Genomic DNA, 17,588 nt, shown 5'->3' with positions numbered 1-17,588 from the left:
CTTTAAATCCAGGAGGGGATCTTCATGAGCGGAGTATATGGCGGCGGTGAATATGGCAATTCAGTAGGAATTATTTTGGTTCTCTTTATCCTGCTCGTAATCATCTTGAGTGCTTGGGTTTAAACCGTCAAGATTCTTGGCAGTAGTGACAGAAAAGCCCGGCGCATGCCGGGCTTTTGTCTGCCTCAATCGAACTCAATTCGATGCGGCTTTGACCGATGGGCTGTGGGCAGACACAACCGCTGTCATGACCAGATGACTGCTGTCGGATTGGATCGCATGCAAAAACGCCTCTTCAAGTGACCCGAACACCCGGGATAAGGACCCGTCCAACCGGCTGGCGTAATGAACGCCTCCGGCGAATGTACCGGCTGCCTTCGCACGATTTACCTCAGCGTAGATGACCTCCATATAGTTATCCGTACCCATGGGGTAAAGAGCGAATTGGCAGGCAGTCTCCATATCCGCATGTTCTCCGATGTCGTTGTTTAAGCGGGTCGAATCCTCAGTCATATATACATCGGCGTCCGTATCTCCGGGGCAGCCGATGGAATAAGTGCCATTAAAAACAGTGTGCACGCCACTAGCCGCAGCATAGGCGAATATCGCCCTTGTAACATCAAAGACATGCTCTGCACGTCCACGAATACAAGTGCTCACATCGTCTGTCTGAATCCACACCTTCCCCGTATCCACAGATTGCAGCGCGCCCAGGATGACCTCCACAAACCGGTCTGTCATGGGAAATACCGAAAACCGGCATCCCACGATCCGGCTGGTTCCGCAAACAAGCTCATTCATTGTCATTTCCTCCTCATTATATAAGTCCACGCCAAAAAAACCGCACCCCGTGAAGAAGGTGCAGTTATGCCTACGAAAGGAAATAAACATAAATGCTACACTTCCCCACGCTAGTATGACCTAGATCGGGTGATAAGGGTTAACGGCAGCCCGCCGTCTCTCAGCACATGGCACCCCTAGTACAGCCAACATCTTATGTAGTTGGTTAACCACAAGATTTGCCCCGGAACTTCATGTTATCGGTAGAAGTTCGAGGGTTCTTACCTGTGTAATTGTATCGTTTTGCCATCGGTTTTTCAATCTTTGCCCATTATAAAAACCGCCTGTCCCAGTTGCAGGAACTTAGGGAGGCGGCTTTTTTCATCTGTTTGATTAGTTATATACTTTCACGCGATCTTCAAGCGGTGCAAATTCTTTTTCGCCTGGTTCAGCAACCGGCTTACCGAAAGGCATTTGAGCAATCAGCTTCCAGCTTTCCGGGATGTTCCATTCGGCTTTTACTTTTTCGTCGATCAGCGGGTTGTAGTGCTGCAGGGATGCGCCCAGACCTTCTGCTTCAAGGGATGTCCATACTACAAATTGCAGCATGCCGTTGGATTGGTTGGACCATACCGGGAAGTTGTCGGCATAAGCGGCAAAGTTTTGTTGCAGCCCGGCAATGACGTTGTTGTCCTCGAAGAACAGTACCGTACCGTAACCAGCGCGGAATGAAGCCATTTTGTCGGCAGTGGATTTGAATGCTTCTTCATCACCAACAACTTCCTTCAGAATGCCTTCCGTCATGTCCCACAGTTTATCATGCTGTTCGCCAAGCAATACAACGACGCGTGCACTTTGGGAGTTGAAAGAAGACGGAGTATACTTAACCGCTTCGTTTACGATTTCCTGAATACGCTCGTCCGAGATAACGGATTCTTTGCTAATCCCGTAATAAGAACGGCGATTTTTGAGTGCAGCTGAAAAATCTTTAGACATTGAAAAAAAACCTCCTGGTGTAATCGAATTTGCATACGCCTGATTAGAAGATGTCCCTTACTACAAGCAAATATGCATTTTACGTTATTAGCCATAAATTCAATTATTATTCTACATTAACTTACGTTTAGTTAGAAATAATAATTCTGTTAGGATATTAATATAACTTAGAGGAATTGTCAACGACTTTTAATATCTAATATAATTTTTCTTATCCATTTAATAGGGATTGAAACAGTATCGTTTTTAGAGAAGTCTCATTATTGCAGATGCTGCATTAAAGGGGATTTAACCAAAGTGTGGTTCTGCCCTGAGGATAATAGCTATGTCTCCACCTAACTTCATATTATGAACAATTCATGAACAAAATATACTTGTATGAACAATTTAATTGATTTTGATTCTCAATTATACTTGTCGAGCCAGAATGAGGATGATATAATGCATATCAGAACGCAATTGATAATCAATCTCAATGAGAATGATGACGAAAATTGCACGATCCCAGGTATTTAGAGACATACGCATAGAAGGAAGAGCCATGAAGATTAGATACTTATTTGCAGCCGTTGTGGTACTCTCGATAATCTCATTATTTATTGGAGTTAAAGATATCTCGCCACTGCAATTGTTCTCGATGACGGAACAACAACAGCATATTATGCTTGTCAGCCGGATTCCTAGGCTTGTCAGTCTCATCTTGGCGGGTGTCAGCATGAGCATCTGCGGATTGATCATGCAGCAGCTCAGCCGCAACAAGTTCGTATCGCCCACCACGGCAGGTACGATGGACTCTGCCAGACTGGGGATATTGGTCGCCATGCTTGTCTTCACGACAAGCGGACCGCTTATCAAAATGCTTGTGGCATTTGTATTCGCTCTGGCAGGAACCTTTATCTTCATGAAGATACTGGATCGGATTAAGTTCAAGGATGCGATCTTCATCCCGCTCGTAGGGCTGATGTTCGGTAATATCGTCAGTTCGATCGCCACCTTCTTTGCATACAAATATGATCTTATTCAGAATATGTCCGCATGGCTCCAGGGTGATTTTTCCATGATCATGAAGGGCCAGTATGAAATGCTCTATCTTAGTATCCCGCTTGTGATTCTGGCGTATCTGTTCGCCAACAAGTTTACGGTGGCCGGAATGGGAGAGGAGTTTGCTACCAACCTGGGCCTTCACTACCGGAGAGTTGTGAATCTGGGACTGGTCATCGTGGCGCTGGTTACGGCTTCCGTCGTGCTGACGGTCGGCGTGATTCCGTTTCTTGGTCTGATCATACCTAATATTGTTAGTTTGTACTTAGGAGACCATTTGAAAAAAAGCCTTTCGCATACCGCGCTGCTGGGGGCCGGGTTCGTACTGTTCTGTGACATCCTGGGCCGGATCATTATTTATCCCTATGAAATTCCGATTAGTCTAACCGTGGGCGTACTCGGAAGCGGTATATTCATTTTCTTACTGATGAGGAGAAAGGCTTATGACTTATAAAGCCAAACTCGGCCTGTTGGCCGCAGCGGCAATCATCCTGGTGGCAGTCTTTCTGTTCATTGATCTTGGCGGCAATTGGGATTACGCGCTTCCGAGGAGAATCAAGAAGGTGCTTGCCATTATTCTGACCGGCGGGGCGATTGCTCTGTCTACCACGGTGTTTCAAACGGTCACGAATAACCGGATACTGACGCCTAGCGTTATGGGATTAGATTCCTTATATATACTGATCCAGACCACCGTCATCTTTGTTTTCGGATCCTTCACGCTGTACAAACTGGGCAGCAACGTTAACTTTCTGATCAACGTGGGCGCGATGATCCTATTTGCCGGAGTCTTATATAAGATTCTGTTTAAAAGGGAAGGGAATAACATTTACTTCCTGCTGCTGATCGGCATGATCTTCGGAACCCTGTTCTCCAGCATGTCTTCCTTTATGGAAGTGCTGATTGACCCGAACGAGTTCCAGTTTGTAGCCGACAAAATGTTTGCCAGCTTTAACAATGTGAAGACCGAGCTTCTGGTCCTTTCCGTCATTGTCGTAGCGCTGACCTTGCTGTACTTTGCCCGATTTGCCAAGTACCTGAACGTGCTGGCACTAGGTCGTGAGCAGGCGATCAACCTCGGCGTGAATTATGATTATGTAGTGAAGCGGCTTCTGATTGTGGTTGCCGTTCTGATCTCGGTGGCTACCGCTTTGGTTGGTCCGATTACATTCCTTGGGCTCCTGGTGGTCAATGTTGCCTACGAAGTGATGAAGACATACAGGCATTCATATTTAATAGCAGCATCCATACTGATTAGCATTATTGCACTGGTCGGCGGTCAATTGGTTGTAGAGCGGGTGTTCACGTTCTCTACAACGCTCAGCGTCATTATCAACTTCATCGGCGGTGTCTACTTCATATACCTGCTACTAAAGGAGAGTAAAGCATGATCCAGGTTACGAACGTATCGAAAGTCTATGGCGGCAAAAAAGTCGTTGATAATGTGTCCGTTACGATCCCGAAAGGTCAAATCACTTCCTTTATCGGTCCGAACGGTGCCGGCAAAAGTACGTTGCTGTCCATGATTAGCAGATTAACAGGCAAGGACAGCGGACAAATTACGGTGGACGGTAAAGAGGTTAGCCAATGGAAGAGCGGCGATCTGGCGAAGAAGGTTTCGATTCTGAAACAATCCAACCACATCAGCCTCCGTCTGACGGTGCGTGAGCTTGTATCCTTTGGTCGTTTTCCTTACTCTCAGGGCAGATTGAACGCGGAAGACGAGAAATACGTAGATGAGGCTATCTCTTATATGGAGCTTGGGGATATGCAGCATAAATATCTTCATCAGCTCAGCGGCGGCCAGACCCAGCGTGCTTACATAGCGATGGTCATCGCCCAGAATACAGAGTATATCCTGCTGGATGAGCCACTGAACAATCTGGACATGAAACACTCCGTACAGATTATGAAGATTCTCAGAAAGCTTGTCGCTGATCTGAACAAGACAATTGTCATCGTTATTCATGACATCAATTTCGCTTCGTTCTATTCGGATTACATCGTGGCATTGAAGGATGGAGCCATTGAAAGCGAAGGGAAGACCGAGAATATCATTCAGAGCAATGTGCTTCGCGGAATCTATGACATGGACATTGAGATCGAAGAGATTAATGACAATCGGGTGTGCGTATACTACGGCTAAGCGACATGATATGAGAGAGTGGAGGATAAGGATTCTGAAGATAACAGCACGGAATCCTTATCCAATACAAGGACAGGGCTGCCTTGGATTTAGGACGGCATGGTTTAATCTGTTCGGATTGAATTACATATTCAACCATAAATTCAAATATATGTTGAATAATAGAAGCTTGTAAATATAAAAAATGGGGTGTAAATAATGAAAAAATGGTTGGCTTTATTTATGGTAGCAATGTTCACGCTTGTGCTCGCAGCTTGTGGTCAAGATGATAAAACAAGCGGCACGGGTGGAGGAGATGCAGCTGGAGATCCACCGGCTGCCACTGAAGAAATCACGATTACCCATCAACTGGGTGAAACGCCTGTTAAGAAGAATCCTTCCCGCGTCGTTGTTTTCGATTTTGGTATTCTGGACTCTGTCGACAAATTGGGTATTGAGGTTTTAGGTGTTCCACAAGCCAATATCCCGTCCTACCTGTCCAAATTCGAAGACAAGAAATACGAGAATGTGGGTAGCCTGAAAGAGCCTGATTTTGAGAAAATCAACAGCATTAACCCGGATCTGATCATCATTTCCGGCAGACAGCAAGATGCGTATGAGGAGCTCAGCAAAATTGCTCCAACTATCTTCCTGGGTGTTGATACAAGCAAATACATGGAATCCTTTAAAGCAAACATGAACACGCTGGGTCAAATCTTTGGTAAAGAAGCAGAAGTTGAAAAAGAGCTTGCTACGATCGACGAGAACATCAAAGCATTGAATGAGAAAGCTACAGCAACCGGCAAGAAAGCATTGATCATCTTGGCTAACGAAGGCAAAATCAGTGCATACGGACCGGGTTCCCGCTTCGGCATTCTGCATGACGTGTTCGGTTTCGGAGCTGTAGATCCTAACATCGAAGTCAGCACACATGGTAAAGACATATCGAATGAGTACATCGTTGAGATGAACCCGGATTATCTCTTTGTTGTCGACCGCGGTGCAGCGGTTGCCACGGGCGAAGGAGCTTCAGGTGCTAAAGCGGTTGTTGAGAACGAGCTTGTGAATACAACGAACGCGGCAAAAGAGGGTAACATCGTTTACTTGAACCCGGATTTCTGGTATCTTTCCGGCGGCGGCCTGACGTCCGTATCTGAAATGATCACGGAAGTAGACGCAGCTATTAAATAAGTTTAGCGAATTGTTATGAATATAGGAAACACTGGAGCTTTCGTATAAAGCTTCAGTGTTTTATTTTTTTGCATTAGGGTAAGTGGGTAACGGATAATAAGAAGGACGGATCGTGACCGCAGCAGTTGATGATCAATCAGCATTCACAGCCATGATGAGACGAAGAGGAGGTCTTTACGATGTTTCGTAATCAAATCTATATTGCTGGACAATGGATTCAGACCGAAGAACAGATGGACGTATATAATCCGGCGGATGGGAAGGTAATAGGTACCGTGTCCAAGGCCGGCAAGAAGGAAGCCGGGCTTGCCGTCGATGCAGCAGCCGATGCGTTTGGCGTATGGTCCCGCAGAACGGCGAATGAGCGGGGAGAACTGCTGCGCCGCTGGCATCAGCTCATAGCGGAACACACGGATGATTTGGCGCGGATTATGACCACAGAGCAGGGGAAACCGCTTAAGGAAGCAGCGGGCGAGATACAATATGCCAACAGCTTTGTGTCCTGGTATGCGGAGGAGGGCAAACGAATCTACGGCGAGACTATACCCGGATCATCCAGCCGGCAGCGGATCATTGTAACGAAGCAACCCGTAGGCGTCGTAGCAGCGATTACGCCGTGGAACTTCCCCGCATCCATGATTACCCGCAAAGTGGCGCCTGCTCTGGCCGCCGGCTGCACCGTGGTGATCAAGCCATCCAGCGAGACGCCGTTCACGGCCATCAAGCTGGTGGAGCTTGCTGATCAGGCCGGTATTCCAGCCGGGGTCATTAACATCGTAACCGGAGCTTCAAGCGACATTTCCGGTGTGTGGCAGGCAGACAGCCGCGTAAGAAAGCTGTCTTTTACAGGATCAACTGAAGTGGGGAAACAGCTGATGGCCGGAGCTGCCGCTAACGTCAAGAAAATATCGCTGGAGCTTGGCGGCCATGCGCCCTTTATCGTGACGGACCAGGCTGATCTGGATCAAGCGGCTGCCGGATTAATCTCCTCCAAATTCCGCAATGGAGGTCAGACCTGCGTATGTGCTAACCGGGTTTATGTACAGGAAGGGATTGCGCAGGAGTTTGCCACAAAGTTTGCGAAGCTTATGAAGCAATTAAAGGTAGGAAATGGACAGGAGAACGGCGTCGATATCGGCCCTTTGATTAACCGGGACGCTGTGGATAAAGTCGTAAGGCAGATCAAGGACGCGGAAGAGAAGGGCGGCGTTATACTAGCAGGAGGTCAAGCATTGCCGGAGCTGGGCAGCAATTATATTGAGCCTACGGTCATTATGAACGCAACCGACGACATGGAATGCATGAACGAGGAAACCTTCGGCCCCCTTGCCCCGATTACCACGTTCAAAACGATAGACGAAGCGGTGCAGCGTGCCAACAACAGTCCCTATGGATTAGCTGCCTATGTATTTACGCAGAATCTGGGCGAAGCAGTGAACATTGCAGAATCGCTGGACTACGGGATTGTTGGTGTGAATGATCCCGTTCCTTCGACGGCGCAAGCGCCGTTCGGCGGATTCAAGGAGAGTGGACTTGGCCGGGAAGGCGGGCACTACGGAATGGATGAGTTCCTGGAGGTGAAGTACATTTCGCTTGGTTTATAAGAGCGGGGCGAGTGCATCATTACGACATAGTGCGAAACGGGTGAGCTGTTGAGCAGTTATCGGACTGTGTCGCACCATACGAACCCAAAATTAAGGGGCATGCTCAAGGTCTACAGACCAAGAGCATGCCCCTTTTTTATTATGATTGCAGGATGACGGGTTGGCCGGTTTCCGCGGATTCATTGGCGGCCAGCGTCACTTCCAGCGTCTTGAAGCCGTCTTCATAAGATGCCAGCACGAGGCTCGGATCGTTGTTACGAATGGCGTCAATCAAGGCGGTGGTTAGGTTTTTGTAAAAGTCCGATTTGCTGCGGTACACGATTTCTTTCTCCTTGTCTACAATGGAGAGCGTGGTTCCGTCCAATACTACGCGGAAGTCGCGACCCATGATCTCGATTCCGCTGCGGTGATCGAACTGGATAAATCCAGTTTGCATATGGCCGACGGCTCCAGAGTCTAACACGAATTGGATGGCGCCCACATCCGGAATGTCAAGGTCCGGAATGTCATTCACCAGCAGCAGCTTCATATCGGCATACAGGCGGGTGATATCGCCGCACAGATAGCGAACCAAGTCCATGGTATGCGTGGACTGCTCCACCAGCTGCCCGCCGGATAATGCCTTCTTGCGCCACCAAGGAGTCGGTACAGGTGTTGTTATGTAGTGGGCGCGAACCATTCCGATTTTTTTGTCCTTAAGAAAATCTTTGGCGATCGCAACGGTGTCCAGGTAGCGCAGACAGTAGCCGGAAGCTGCTATGATTCCGCTTTCACTTATGACTTTGGCTTTGTGTCGGACAGACTGGACGTCCAGCCCCAGCGGCTTCTCCACCATCAGGTGAATGCCCTTTGCGGCTGCCTGTTCTTCGATATCACCATGGCAAAATGGCGGAATGCATACATACAGCACATCCAACTGTTCTTGCTCCAGCATCGTGCTGCCGTCCGTATAATAAGCTGTGCCGTACAGTTCGGCCTGCTGCTGCGCTAACGCTTCATTGGTGTCGCATATTGCAGCCAGCTGAACGTGTTCGTTTCCGTGCAGGTTTTTGATATGGACGGCGCCCATGCCTCCCGCTCCAAGCACGCCTGCTTTTATCATAGGTTGCCTCACTCCTGATCGTATAGGATGTTGGTTTCATGTTCCGGTAACTCGATTACTCACACGTGATTATAGCCCCGCTATCCATATTATTCAAGCTTCATTTGAACATAGATTAACGGATCCGCTATGAAAAAAAGCACAGAAGACCTCCTCGAATACCACGAGTACGACTTCTGTGCCCGTTAACGATTACAGCTCCGACAACGCGATTGTCCGATGGCTCGCGGATGATCGATAGGCGGCTACGGCCACGGCAAGTGCCTTGAGCCCATCTTCACCAGTGACGGATGCTTCTGCAGCGCCGGAGGAAATCGAAGATACGAAATCCCTGATCAGGCTGGCATCCATGCTATCCCCCCATGCATGATGGCGGTATCCGGAATCATCGGTGTATACGTGCAGTTTCTGGCTGGTGGCATTAACGCTAAGGGTCCCGGCAGAGCCTACAATTTCTAAGGTCACGTCGCCCCATGTCGGAAACTCCTTGTTGCGGGACCAGCTGCAATCCAGCGTGGCAAACACACCATTATGGAACTCCATAGTCAGAATGCCGCAATCATCGATAGGGGATTCCGAGATGAGATGGTCGACTTCGGCATACACGTCCTTCACCTCGGCACCTGTAATCCAGCGCATGATATCAGCGACATGCACCGTATGATCCATGACGGCACCTCCGCCGGACAGCTTGGGATCGATGAACCAACCGCCGGGATTTCGCCCGCGGTTGGTCCCCTTCATCGCCAGAATACGGCCTAATTTCCCCTCTTCGACCATCTGTTTGGCTCGAACGACCGTAGCATTGTAACGCACGGGGAATGCCGTTTGCAGCAGCACGCCGCTTGCTTTGCACGCATCAATCATATCCTGTGCATCCTGTATATTGGTCGAAAGCGGTTTTTCGCAGAGCACATGCACCCCGGCTGCAGCCGCGGCAAGCACGTGCTCCTTATGATGGGCATTCTCGGAGGTGACAATGACACCATCCAGGCTTTGACTAAGAAGCTCGTGATAATCCTGATAATAGGCTGTCCCGAAATACTCGGCGTATTTCCGTCCGCGCTCCTCCACAGGATCGGCTATGCCGACAAGCTCTACGCCTTCGATCCCCTGCAGCGCTTTGGCATAACTGAACGCGTGCATATGCGCAAAGCTGATTACTCCCAATTTCATAGCTTTCTCTCCTTCTACAAAAGATGAGAAAGGATAACCAACAGAGTTGTATCCTTCTTATCCCGTAAGAAAAATGATCCGCTGCATGCGGTCTGACTTTTGAAAATACGTCGATCGCCTTTTTCTCATGTTGAGGCGAGTGTGAGCGCATCATCCTCGATAACCACCGGCTCGCCGGAGGCCATGGAGGCAAGGGCGGCAAGCGCGATACGAAGCGCTTCGTATGCGTCTTCTGCCGAGACGACCGGCTCGCTGCCGTCACGGATACACGACATGAAGTGCTCCAGTTCCCGGTAGTAGGGACTCCGTTCAAGCGGGCTTTCCGGCACGACGACACCGGGGACGGTAGCGGCACTGCTCCGCGTTTTGAAGAGAAGAGGGCTGTCCTTCGCGCTGTCATAATCGATAACCCCGCTTGTGCCCGCCATCTCTAAATTCATGGAAAAACCCTCGTGAGCCCAGGTGCCTTCCACATGCGCGATGACACCGCTACGAAAACGTAGAGTTACCAGCGAATAATCCAGCTGGGCCTGATGACGGCCATGGGGCCCTTTGGCATATACGCGTTCAACCTCGCCAAAGCACCAGCGCAGGTAATCAAAATCATGAATCATTGCATCCAGCGTAATTCCGCCGCTCGCTCCAAAGTCACTGTACCAATGGTTCCAGCCCACAGGATAACCGCCGCCCCTGCCTGCCCGGATGACAGCGGGTTTGCCGATGCTGCCCTGATCCAGAAGCGATTTGGCCTTCACATATTCCGGAAAGAAGCGGAGGACGTGACCCACGAATAAACGCACGCCTTTATCCTGGCAGTAGTTGATCATGAAGCGTGCATCCGCTTCGCTTCTGGCGAGCGGTTTCTCGCATATGACATGTTTGCCGATGTCCGCGGCTTTGACAACATAGTCCTTATGAAACGGGGTTGGCAGGCAGACGTCAATGACATCAATGCGAGTCGCGCCCAAACTTGCAACGGCTGCTTCGAATGAAGCGTAGGCCTGTGCTCCGTATTTATCCGCCAGCTGCTGTGCTTTTTCCGCCCGGATATCGGCAATCCCCGCAAGCTTAACGCCCGGCATCGAAGCATAAGCGGCGGCATGGGTCCTACCCATGGTGCCTGCACCAATCACTAACACCTGTAACATTTCCGTACACTCCTTTTTTTTGCATGGTTCGAGCGATCCGTGCGCTATCCTTTAATCCCGTTCATGGCGATCCCTTCAATAAAGTATCGCTGAAGGAAGATAAACAGGATGATGATGGGGAGGGTAGCCATTAAGGCCCCTGCCATCAGCAGCGGGTAATCGGTGGAATGCTGTCCCTGGAAGCTGGATATCCCGATGGAAAGGACACGCATCTCCTCGGAGCTCGTCATGATGAGCGGCCATAGCAGATCGTTCCATGAGGCTAATATGGTGAAGATCGCCAGGGAGACGAGAGCCGCCTTGGATAAAGGCAAATAAATATTCCAGTAAATCCGGAAATAACTGCAGCCATCGATTTTGGCCGCTTCCTCCAGGTCCTTCGGCAGCGTCATAAAGAACTGTCTCAATAAGAACGTACCGAAGGCGCTGAATATGCCGGGTACGATCAGCACGTAGAACGTGTCCAGCCAATTGAACTCGCGCATGATGACAAAGCTCGGAATCATAACAACCTGGGACGGGACCATCAATACGGCCAGGAGCGCGAGAAAGATGGCGTTCTTGAAAGGGAATCTCAGACTGGCAAATGCATAGGCTGCAAGGGAGCACAGAATGAGCTGTCCAGCCGTCCGTCCCACCGTCACGATAACGGTGTTCAAATAATAGGTTCCGAAATCAATGGTTTGGATGACCCGCAGGTAGTTGTCCGGGTGCCATTCCACAGGGAGCCATTTGGGCGGAACGGACATGGAATCCGCAAAGGACTTGAAGGATGTGGATATCATCCACAGAAACGGCATAATCATGAGCAGCGCCCCGACAGCTAAGAGGATGTGGACCGCCAGACGGCTTGCTTTTCCCGCATCGGTTGAAGTATTCACGTCTACACACCTCCTGTTATTGGTAGTGGACCCAGCGCTTCTGAATATACATCTGAACCATGGTGATGATCAGAATAACGATAAACAGAATGAAGGCCTGCGCTGAAGCGTAACCCATATTGAAGTATTTGAAGCCGTCCTCCCAGATGCTGTACACAACCGTTCGGGTGGATTCCAGCATCGTGGTCTGTTGATCCATCATGATGAAGATCAGGTCAAACACCTGGAACGAATTGATGAAGGACATGACCAAGACAAAGAACAGGCTGGGTGTCAGCAGAGGCAGCGTAATCCTAAAGAACTTGTACAGCGTTCCCGCTCCGTCAAGCGAAGCCGCCTCATAATAGCTGCCGGAAATGCCCTGCAGACCGGACAGCAGAATGACGGCATTGTATCCGATGCTGCTCCAGACACTGACGAGCACGATGGAGAACAAGGCGAATTTCTCATCGAACAGCCAGTTGGGCTGCGGCAGGTTCATGACACCCAGCACGTGGTTGATCAATCCGAATTCGGAGTTGTACAACCATTTCCACACCATGCCAACCGCGATCGGCATGGTGATCACGGGTATGAAATAGAAGGTGCGGTAAAAGACCATGCCTTTGATCTTCTGGTTCAGGAGCACGGCCAGCACCGTTGCGAGTGCGACGGATAACGGCACCGTACCGACGGTGTACAGCATCGTGTTCAGCATGGAACCGGTGAATTTGTCGTCCTTCATCAAATTTGCGAAGTTATCGAATCCGATGAATTGGGGGGAAGTTAGTCCATCCCACGACGTAAACGACAGGAACAGGGATGCTGCGGAAGGCGCCATATAGAACAGACCGAGGCCCAGCACGACAGGCAGAATGAAGATATACCCCCAGACAGCTTCGTGTACGGCGAGTTTCCCTGCTTTTCGCTTGGTTGTCGTTTTAGGAGGTTCTGTGGTCACAGTGATGGGAGAGCTCACAGGCTGCACCGTCCTTTCTTAATTTCCGTATTGGGAGCGGATGCTCGTCATTTCGTTTCTGTCGCCAGGATGGCATTCATCTGTTCGCCGGCATTTTTTAATGCTTCTTCAAACGATTTCTTTCCGAGGAAAGCCGCCTGAATTTCCTTCACTTCAGCGTCCTGCCACTCTGCGGTTTTCTGGGATACCGGATAAGGTACGGCGAACTCCAGGCTGTCCACGAACACCTGCAGATCAAGAGAAGGAATGGACTTCAGCCAGCCACCCTCCGTGCCTTTGTACGCAGGCATCGAGAATCCCGATTCGGCGAGTAATTCCTGGCCTTCCTTACCGGAAAGAACTTGAATCAGTTCCCAGGATTCCTGCTCGACTTTCGTCTTGCCGTTGATGGCCCAGCTGAGTCCATGAACGATCGATGCCTTTTCCTTGCCGGCAGGAAGTTCAGCGACACCGAGTTTGTCGCCGAGAAGCTTATACAACTCAGGCGAGTTCACCGATATCCCCGGGAACATGGCTGCCTTGCCGGAGCCGAACAATTGGCGGGACTTCGTTTCAAGCTGCTGCTGCGCGCTTGGGGAATAGCCTTTTTCAATCAAGCTCTGTTCCCACTGGAACGCCGATAGTGCTTCGGGTGTGTCAAATCCGGATGATTTCTTATCGTCCGAGATGACATATCCGCCCGCTTGGGCAATGAAGTTGTAATATCCGATTTGGCTGTCGATCGGGGCTATGAAGCCGTAAATGCCGTTTGATTTATCCGTCAGCTTGGCTGCGTTCTCCTCGACGGTTTGCCAGGTCCAGGTTTTGTCGGGATAAGGCAGACCGGCTTTGTCAAACAATTCTTTATTGTAGAAAAGTCCGACGGAATCCTGGAAATAAGGAAGTCCGTGAAGTTTACCCTGATAGGTGTACATATCGACGAGCGCTTCGGTATAAACCGAGGTGTCCAGGCCGCTTTGCTCAATTAGGGGAGACAGGTCTTTAATTAGACCGGAGGAGGCATAGGAATGAAAGTTAGGGCCGTTCATCCAGTAGACGTCAGGGCCGCTGTTGCCGGCGAGGCTGGTTCTCAGCTTGGTCCAATAATCGGCCCATGGGGTGTAAGTCACTTTCACTTCAACATTCGGGTGCTTCTCATTGAAAATTTTAATGGACTTGTCCAGCGTGTCCCGCACATTTTCGTCCCATAGAGCGACGTTGATGACCTTTTTGCTGTTATTTCCGCCAGAGGCATTGCCGCCTCCGCAAGCGGACAGTAACGCGGTGAACACAAATAATATCGAAATCAGGACAGCAATTCTTTTTTTCATCAGATAACCCTCCTTGAATTCACATGATTTTTGATCAAGCGTGGTTGGTCGTACGGCTTGTTCGAAGGAATCGGACCCCTTGAGCCCCCCTTTATGTATGTGATGTAAAAAGCGATAGTTATTCCATAAGTCGAAAAAAGTTAACATCAAGATGCTATCTTTCTTGACAGAACAACCAGCTTCTATTGCGAAAGATTATATAATTCCCTCTATTATTTTTCAAGATAGCGATTACAAATCAATTTAAATTCTTTTTTTCACAATATGAGCGAATCAGTATGAGATCTAACATGACTAGTTATTTCGATTGATGGAATAAGTTTTTGTTCGGTTCTGTAACATGTTATAGTGATTCTATCCTCATTTTTCCGATACAGAAAGTCCTACTATATGAAGAAATTATAGAAAGGTTGAGCTCGCTTGAACAATATGAAAAAAGGTGATCACAAGCTGATCCAGGCATTAAACCGGTCCAAGGTGCTGAACAAGATCCGCACGGAGGGACCCATATCCAGAATCGACCTGGCCAAAAAAAACAAGCTGAGTCCCTCCACGGTCGCCTCAGCCGTACAGGAGCTTATCAAGGAAGGCTACGTTTCCGAGATTGGAACTGGCTCCTCCAGCGGTGGAAGAAAGCCCATTCTGCTCAAATTCAATCCGGATAATCATTATTTGTTTGCAGTAGCGATTACGAATTCGGTCATGATGCTGGCCCGCATGAATCTGGAGGCGAAGGTGCTCCGGAAGGAAACGCATTCTCTAGCCGGGCTCCAAGGAGAAGCCATTATCGAGCGGCTGCTGAGCCTGATGGACGATTTCATGTCAGGACAAGTGGACTTGGAGCGGTGTGTCGGGATATCCATTAACGTGCCGGGCATTGTGAGTGATAGTCAGGGCATGGTGCGTTATAACACGAAACTTCGCATGACCGATGTTCCGTTGAAACGGATTATGGAAGAACGCTACGGGCTGCGGACGTGGGTAGAGAATGATATGAATTCCGTTGTGCTGGCTGAACGCCGATTTGGCGATTACGCATATGCGAACCTGATTTATATTTCCATTGGCGACGGGCTTGGTTCCGGTATTTTGATTAACGATCATCTCCTAAGGGGCAAGCATGGCGGTGCCGGCGAATTCGGTCATACGAGCGTAAACCGCAGCGGCATCCGCTGTGAATGCGGCAATGTAGGCTGCTTGGACAGTTACATCAGCTGGATTGCCGTGTATTCGCGAATGATTACGGCGATCGCAACAGGGAGACCGACGCTGATCCAGGAGCTGAGCGGGGGAGATTACAGTAAAATTGTTCCGTCCGTATTCAAGGAAGCTCTTCGCAGAGGGGACAAGCTCGCAAGGGATCTGAATGAGGAAGTGGCGGAGCTTCTGGGAGCAGCGATCGTCAATCTGATCAACATGTTTAATCCCGAAGCTCTGATCCTGGGCGGGGACATGGCCCATGGAAACCCGGAATTGCTGGACATGGTTCGCAGCTATATAGACCGGCATGCGCTGCCGATTCTGAAGGAGGACATGGTATTTGGTCTGGCCTCCCTTGGCGAGGAAGACAAGCTAATGGGTGCGGCTTCGGTCCTGCTGCAGGACTTGCTAGGTTTCTCCCTGACGGAATAATGGATTTGACAACGTTTCCACCTGCACGTTATCTTTGGTTAAATGCATATGCGGAAGGGGAGAAGTTGATTGGAGCAGTACATTCTGGCGCTTGACCAAGGAACGACAAGCTCGCGCGCGATCCTGTTTAACAAGGAAGGAGAAATCGTACACTCAGCTCATAAGGAGTTTCCGCAGTATTTTCCCAAGCCGGGCTGGGTGGAACAGAATGCCAATGAAATATGGGGTTCCATTCTTGCGGTCATTGCAACCTGCTTATCCGAAGCGGGTGTAAAGGCGGATCAGATTGCCGGAATCGGAATTACGAATCAGCGGGAAACGGCCGTGGTATGGGATTGCAAGAGCGGCGAACCGATTTACCACGCCATTGTCTGGCAGTCCCGCCAGACGGCGGGCATCTGCGAGGAGCTGATTGCCGCCGGACATGACGGGACGGTTCGGGAGAAGACCGGACTGTTGATTGATCCTTATTTCTCGGGAACGAAGATCAAATGGATCCTCGATCATGTAGACGGTGCCCGTGAGCGGGCCGAGCGCGGAGACGTTATATTCGGGACCATCGATACCTGGCTGATCTGGAAGCTGTCCGGAGGCCAGGCGCACGTGACCGATTATTCCAACGCATCGCGTACGATGCTCTATAACATTCATGAATTAAAATGGGATGAGGAGCTCCTGCAGCTCCTAGATATTCCGATGGCGATGCTGCCTGAAGTCAGGCCTTCTTCCGAGATTTATTCCAATACCGTTTCCTATCATTTCTTTGGGCGCGAGGTCCCCATTGCCGGAGCAGCCGGCGATCAGCAGGCGGCGTTGTTCGGGCAGACCTGCTTCTCGAAAGGCATGGTGAAGACAACTTACGGAACCGGCAGCTTTATGCTGATGAACACCGGCGACAAGCCCGTAAGATCCGAGCATGGGCTGATCACTACGATCGCCTGGGGACTGGGAGATGGCGTACAGTATGCGCTCGAGGGCAGCGTGTTCGTGGCCGGCTCGGCGATCCAGTGGCTGCGCGACGGGCTGCGGATGTTCCGGGAAGCGAAGGACAGCGAGCCTTATGCGCGCCGGGTCAATTCCACGGAGGGCGTGTACGTGGTGCCGGCTTTTGTTGGACTTGGCAGCCCATACTGGAACAGCGATGTCCGAGGGGCGGTCTTCGGCCTGACACGAGGCACGTCGAAAGAACATTTCATCCGTGCAACCCTGGAGTCGCTGGCATACCAGACACGGGATGTTCTATCCGTGATGGAAGAGGATTCCGGCTATAATATCACATCCCTGCGTGTGGATGGAGGGGCCGTATCCAACACGTTTCTTATGGAATTCCAAAGCGACATCCTGAATGTGCCGGTAGAACGGCCGAACATTACGGAGACAACGGCACTCGGTGCCGCCTATCTGGCGGGGCTCGCTGTCGGTTTCTGGAAGGACCAGGAGGAAGTCTGCAGCAAATGGAGCATGGGGCAAAGCTTTAAGCCAACCATGGAGGAAGACGTAAGGGAGCAATTATACAGCGGCTGGAAAAAAGCCGTTTATGCGGCAATGGCTTTTCATTAGCATTTTCTGTGGTATAATGATCAATAAGTGAATATTTGTCTGGAGACTTGGAGAGACCACTAGGCGCGGAATACCTCATGTTAT

The 17,588-nt window shown here is 50.0% G+C and carries 16 protein-coding genes and 1 riboswitch; of the genes, 8 read left to right on the top strand and 8 right to left on the bottom strand.

Annotation, left to right across the window (positions count from 1 at the left end; translation table 11 throughout):
- Window positions 1–24 precede the first annotated feature (24 nt).
- Window positions 25–123 carry a YjcZ family sporulation protein gene (locus AC0VZ8_RS22155; RefSeq protein WP_194543647.1) on the top strand — a complete coding sequence of 33 codons (99 nt, stop codon included), beginning with the start codon at window positions 25–27 and terminating at the stop codon, window positions 121–123.
- Between the two features lie 72 nt (window positions 124–195).
- Here the strand turns inward: AC0VZ8_RS22155 and AC0VZ8_RS22150 are convergent, their stop codons facing one another.
- Both AC0VZ8_RS22150 and AC0VZ8_RS22145 read right to left on the bottom strand, forming a co-directional pair.
- The gene (locus AC0VZ8_RS22150; protein ID WP_475484398.1) at window positions 196–801 is read right to left on the bottom strand and encodes a YkoF family thiamine/hydroxymethylpyrimidine-binding protein; all 606 of its coding nucleotides are present in this window, start codon (window positions 799–801) and stop codon (window positions 196–198) included.
- Between the two features lie 85 nt (window positions 802–886).
- Window positions 887–989: riboswitch (TPP riboswitch) on the bottom strand.
- Window positions 990–1,173: 184 nt separating this feature from the next.
- Window positions 1,174–1,776 carry a nitroreductase family protein gene (locus AC0VZ8_RS22145; protein WP_475484397.1) on the bottom strand — a complete coding sequence of 201 codons (603 nt, stop codon included), beginning with the start codon at window positions 1,774–1,776 and terminating at the stop codon, window positions 1,174–1,176.
- Between the two features lie 541 nt (window positions 1,777–2,317).
- Here AC0VZ8_RS22145 and AC0VZ8_RS22140 point away from each other — a divergent pair.
- The 5 genes from AC0VZ8_RS22140 (at window position 2,318) to AC0VZ8_RS22120 (ending at window position 7,737) form a co-directional block, all read left to right on the top strand.
- A complete protein-coding gene (locus tag AC0VZ8_RS22140) occupies window positions 2,318–3,271 on the top strand; it encodes an ABC transporter permease (protein WP_071219984.1) in 954 nt (317 codons plus the stop codon).
- Window positions 3,261–4,208, top strand: a complete 948-nt coding sequence (locus AC0VZ8_RS22135; RefSeq protein WP_071219986.1) for an iron chelate uptake ABC transporter family permease subunit — start codon at window positions 3,261–3,263, stop codon at window positions 4,206–4,208. The genes AC0VZ8_RS22140 and AC0VZ8_RS22135 overlap by 11 nt, the downstream gene beginning before the upstream one ends.
- Window positions 4,205–4,963 (top strand): iron ABC transporter ATP-binding protein, encoded by a 759-nt coding sequence (locus AC0VZ8_RS22130; RefSeq protein ID WP_076325073.1) that lies wholly within the window; start codon window positions 4,205–4,207, stop codon window positions 4,961–4,963. The genes AC0VZ8_RS22135 and AC0VZ8_RS22130 overlap by 4 nt, the downstream gene beginning before the upstream one ends.
- Before the next feature lie 198 nt (window positions 4,964–5,161).
- A complete protein-coding gene (locus AC0VZ8_RS22125) occupies window positions 5,162–6,133 on the top strand; it encodes a siderophore ABC transporter substrate-binding protein (RefSeq protein WP_071219988.1) in 972 nt (323 codons plus the stop codon).
- 179 nt (window positions 6,134–6,312) lie between these two features.
- Window positions 6,313–7,737 carry an NAD-dependent succinate-semialdehyde dehydrogenase gene (locus AC0VZ8_RS22120; protein ID WP_475484396.1) on the top strand — a complete coding sequence of 475 codons (1,425 nt, stop codon included), beginning with the start codon at window positions 6,313–6,315 and terminating at the stop codon, window positions 7,735–7,737.
- A 139-nt stretch (window positions 7,738–7,876) separates the two neighbouring features.
- On the opposite strand, the gene AC0VZ8_RS22115 is transcribed toward AC0VZ8_RS22120, so the two are convergent.
- From AC0VZ8_RS22115 to AC0VZ8_RS22090, 6 genes are all read right to left on the bottom strand, one after another.
- Window positions 7,877–8,839 (bottom strand): Gfo/Idh/MocA family protein, encoded by a 963-nt coding sequence (locus AC0VZ8_RS22115; RefSeq protein ID WP_475484395.1) that lies wholly within the window; start codon window positions 8,837–8,839, stop codon window positions 7,877–7,879.
- A gap of 192 nt (window positions 8,840–9,031) precedes the next feature.
- On the bottom strand, window positions 9,032–10,015 hold the full coding sequence (locus AC0VZ8_RS22110; RefSeq protein WP_475484394.1) for a Gfo/Idh/MocA family protein: 984 nt from the start codon (window positions 10,013–10,015) through the stop codon (window positions 9,032–9,034).
- 125 nt (window positions 10,016–10,140) lie between these two features.
- A complete protein-coding gene (locus tag AC0VZ8_RS22105; protein ID WP_475484393.1) occupies window positions 10,141–11,163 on the bottom strand; it encodes a Gfo/Idh/MocA family protein in 1,023 nt (340 codons plus the stop codon).
- 44 nt (window positions 11,164–11,207) lie between these two features.
- Window positions 11,208–12,044, bottom strand: coding sequence for a carbohydrate ABC transporter permease (locus AC0VZ8_RS22100; RefSeq protein ID WP_113057310.1), 837 nt, complete (start codon window positions 12,042–12,044; stop codon window positions 11,208–11,210).
- A 16-nt stretch (window positions 12,045–12,060) separates the two neighbouring features.
- Window positions 12,061–13,002 (bottom strand): ABC transporter permease subunit, encoded by a 942-nt coding sequence (locus tag AC0VZ8_RS22095; protein WP_194543639.1) that lies wholly within the window; start codon window positions 13,000–13,002, stop codon window positions 12,061–12,063.
- Between the two features lie 47 nt (window positions 13,003–13,049).
- Entirely contained in the window at window positions 13,050–14,312 is a 1,263-nt protein-coding gene (locus AC0VZ8_RS22090) for an ABC transporter substrate-binding protein (protein ID WP_475484392.1), read from the bottom strand.
- Window positions 14,313–14,741: 429 nt separating this feature from the next.
- Here AC0VZ8_RS22090 and AC0VZ8_RS22085 point away from each other — a divergent pair, with 429 nt between their 5' ends.
- The gene (locus tag AC0VZ8_RS22085) at window positions 14,742–15,944 is read left to right on the top strand and encodes an ROK family transcriptional regulator (RefSeq protein WP_475487736.1); all 1,203 of its coding nucleotides are present in this window, start codon (window positions 14,742–14,744) and stop codon (window positions 15,942–15,944) included.
- Window positions 15,945–16,013: 69 nt separating this feature from the next.
- Window positions 16,014–17,504, top strand: a complete 1,491-nt coding sequence (gene glpK / locus AC0VZ8_RS22080) for a glycerol kinase GlpK (protein ID WP_475484391.1) — start codon at window positions 16,014–16,016, stop codon at window positions 17,502–17,504.
- The last annotated feature ends 84 nt before the right edge of the window (window positions 17,505–17,588 follow it).

The organism is Paenibacillus sp. QJM3NY_38 (assembly GCF_056173265.1).
The sequence above is the reverse complement of the archived record's forward strand: the minus strand, read 5'-3'. Positions and strand labels throughout refer to the sequence as shown.